The following is a 3,408-nucleotide window of genomic DNA, read 5'->3' as shown; positions in this document are numbered from 1 at the left end:
GCCACCGCTGCCGGGGCGGGCCGCCGCCGCAGCGCCGACGCCGGTCGGCGAGCCCGAGTTGGCCGGTACGCCCTGATGTCAGGAACAATGCCGGCATGACGAGCAGCGCGGACGCCCCGCGACCGCCCGGTCGGCCGCGGAGCGTCCGCGCGGACGAGGCCATCGTCGAGGCGACCCTGGATCTGCTGGCGGAGGGCAGCACGATCGAGGCGATCTCGGTGGAGGCGATCGCCGCCCGGGCCGGAGTCGGCAAGGCCACCATCTACCGACGGTGGCCGGGCAAGAACGCGCTGCTGAGTGACGCGTTGCGGACGCTCAAGGGCGACCCGCCGCAGCCGGCCGGCGGGTCCGTCCGGGAGGACCTGATCACCCTGGTCAGCGCCATCGGGCATCACATCGACCCGCGCGCGGCGAAGATCATGCCGTGTCTGGTGCCGATGGTGAAACGAGACCCCGAGCAGTACGCGCTCTACCAGAACATCATCGAGCCGCGCCGCGCGGTGATGCGGGAGGTGCTGCGACGCGGCGTACGCGACGGTGAACTCCGCGCCGACCTCGACGTCGAGGTCACCATGGCCATGCTCACCGGCCCGATGCTCATCCAGCGGGTGATGAACTGGAACCCGGACCTCGACACGACGACCCTTCCGGAGAAGGTCGTCGACCAGGTGCTGGACGGCATCACCGCCCGCTGACCACAAGCCGGAACCTCGCCCGGACCACGGCCCGGTCCGGAAGTACGGCACGGTCCGCAGTGCGGCGCGGCGGGACGCGTTGGTACGAGAGGGCGGCTCACGACCCGCCGCAACGCCCGTGACCTGCGCGGATCGGTGTGAGCTGATGTCGGGCACCGGGGCGATCGAAGGCGGCCTAGACTACGGGCGTCCCGCGGCGGTCGGGACGAATGCCGCGGTCTTCGGAGGTCTCCGTGTCGACGCCCATCACCACCACCCTGGCTCTCGGCCCGGACTGGCTCGATCCGGAGTGGTTGATCTCGACCTTCGGGTTGATCGGCATCCTGGTGATCGTCTTCGCCGAGTCGGGCCTGCTGATCGGGTTCTTCCTGCCGGGTGACTCGTTGCTGTTCACCACCGGCCTGCTGGTCGCCGACGGGCAGTACATCAAGTATCCGCTGTGGCTGGTGTGCCTGCTCATCACCATCGCCGCCATCGCCGGGGACCAGGTGGGATACCTGTTCGGCCGCAAGGTCGGGCCGGCGCTGTTCCGGCGCCCGAACTCGCGACTGTTCAAGCAGGAGAACCTGCTCAAGGCCCATGACTTCTTCGAGAAGTACGGTGCCCGGTCGATCGTGCTGGCGCGCTTCGTGCCGATCGTCCGGACGTTCACCCCGATCGTGGCCGGGGTGAGCCGGATGAACTACCGCACCTTCGTCATCTACAACGTGGTGGGCGGCATCCTCTGGGGCACCGGCGTGACGGTGCTCGGCTACTTCCTGGGCCAGATCCCGTTCGTCAAGACGAACATCGAGTACATCCTCATCGCCATCGTGGCGATCTCGGTCCTGCCGATCGTGTTCGAGCTGCTGCGCGCGCGGATGGCCGCCAAGCGGGGCGCCACGCCGCAGGAGCGCGCGGCGGCCGAGGAGGCGATCCGCGAGACCCGGGAGCACTACGGCAAGCACTGAGCGTCGCCACGGTGACCCGGGCGCCGTCGTCCGGGTCACACCGGCCACCGGAGATGGTGGTCCCGGTGGTGCCGCCCCATAAGGTGCGATCATGCAGACGCCGGCGGCCGAGATCGATCAACCCCGCCGGGACGTCGGGCGCCTGGTGGACCTGTTCCTGTGGGGTGCGACCGCACTCGGTGCGATGCTCGCGGCCCTGGCCCATCTCAGCGGCGCGGCGCCGGTGCTGCGGTTCTTCGTCGCGTTGGCCGCGATCACCCTCGCCTCGGCGGTGCTCGGGCGGTCGCTGGACCAGCTCGGTGGCCGGATGCGTCCGGCCGCCATCGGCACGTTCCAGGCCGTGGTCGGCAACCTGCCCGAGCTGATCATCTGCATCTTCGCGCTCCGCGCCGGCCTGGTGGCCGTGGTGCAGGCCGCGCTGATCGGGTCGGTGCTCAACCTGCTGCTGCTGGGCAACGGAATGTCCTACCTGGCCGGCGGGCTGCGCAACGGCACGATGAGCATCGACGGTCGGCACGCCAAGGTCACCCGGGTCATGCTCGTGCTCCTGATGGCCACCCTGATCACCCCGGCGATCGCGGTGAACCTCGGCACCCCCGCCGCCGAACACACCACCGCGGTCTCCTACGTGGTGGCGATCGCCCTGCTCACCGTCTTCGTGGTGTCGCTGCCGTTCCGGCTCGGCAAGGACGCCGACGCGCCGCCGCCGGTGCACAACGGGGCCGGTGAGGCCAAGGTGGGCACGTGGCCGCTGCCGCGCGTACTGGTGCTGGTGACCGTGGCCGGTCTGCTCATCGCGTTCGAGGCGGACTGGCTGATGGACGCCCTGCTGCCGGCGACCGAGGCGATGAACCTCAACGCCGCCTTCGTCGGTCTCTTCCTGGTGGCCACCGTCGGCAACCTGTCGCAGCTCGCCCCGGCGGTGCAGCTCAGCCTGCGGGGCGACGCCGACACCGCCACCGCGATCACCATGGAGGGCGCGCTCCAGGTCGCGTTGATGCTGGCCCCGGTGCTCATGCTGATCGCCCCGCTGCTCGGCGCCGGCGAGTTCACGCTGATCTTCCCGCCGTTGCAGATCGTCGCGGTCATCGTGGCCGCCCTGCTCGTCGTCTTCGTGACCATCGACGGCACGGTCAATCACCTGGAAGGTCTGGCGCTGGTGGCGCTCTACACCGTGCTCGGTTCGCTGTTCTGGTGGGGATGAGACCGGGTCGGGCCACACGGCGACTCCGGTGGCGCGGTGCGACGGTGCCGGGCGTGTCCCGGAGCGTGGCTCGCGGACGGCATCGGTAGGGTGTCGAACACACGTACTGGCCGGTGGTCGGGGGAGGAGGCGGCGTGCGGGTGCTCGGCGTCGACCCGGGGCTGACCCGGTGTGGGGTCGGCGTGGTCGAGGGGGTCCCCGGGAAGCCCTGCACGTTGATCGCCTACTACGTCGTCTACACCGATCCCGGTGACGAGCTGCCGGCCCGCCTGCTGCACCTGGACCGTTCACTGACCGAGCTGGTCGCCGAGCACCGGCCGGACAGTGTGGCCGTGGAGCGGGTGTTCAGCCAGCACAACGTGCGTACGGTGATGGGCACCGCGCAGGCCAGCGGGATCGCCGTACTCGCCGGGGCGCGCGCCGGGCTGCCGGTGCAGACGTACACGCCGAGCGAGGTGAAGGCGGCGGTGACCGGCTCCGGGAAGGCGGACAAGGCGCAGATCACGGCGATGGTCACCCGGCTGCTGCGGCTGCCCGAGCCGCCGCGCCCGGCCGACGC

Annotated in this window: 4 protein-coding genes; all 4 read left to right on the top strand. The window is 70.5% G+C overall.

Annotated elements, in window-relative coordinates:
* The first annotated feature begins 95 nt into the window (after nt 1–95).
* Nucleotides 96–695, top strand: a complete 600-nt coding sequence (locus EYA84_RS29110) for a TetR/AcrR family transcriptional regulator (protein WP_131057216.1) — start codon at nt 96–98, stop codon at nt 693–695.
* Nucleotides 696–928: 233 nt separating this feature from the next.
* Nucleotides 929–1,645: a DedA family protein gene (locus EYA84_RS29105; protein WP_131057214.1), complete on the top strand. Its 717-nt coding sequence runs from the start codon at nt 929–931 to the stop codon at nt 1,643–1,645.
* A gap of 91 nt (nt 1,646–1,736) precedes the next feature.
* Entirely contained in the window at nt 1,737–2,849 is a 1,113-nt protein-coding gene (locus EYA84_RS29100) for a sodium:proton exchanger (RefSeq protein ID WP_131057212.1), read from the top strand.
* A 134-nt stretch (nt 2,850–2,983) separates the two neighbouring features.
* Nucleotides 2,984–3,408 (top strand): crossover junction endodeoxyribonuclease RuvC (locus tag EYA84_RS33185; RefSeq protein WP_201272515.1); only part of this gene is annotated, 425 nt, incomplete at its 3' end.

It is taken from the genome of Verrucosispora sp. SN26_14.1 (assembly GCF_004307965.1).
In the GTDB taxonomy this organism is placed as follows: Bacteria; Actinomycetota; Actinomycetes; order Mycobacteriales; family Micromonosporaceae; genus Micromonospora.
The sequence above is the reverse complement of the archived record's forward strand: the minus strand, read 5'-3'. Positions and strand labels throughout refer to the sequence as shown.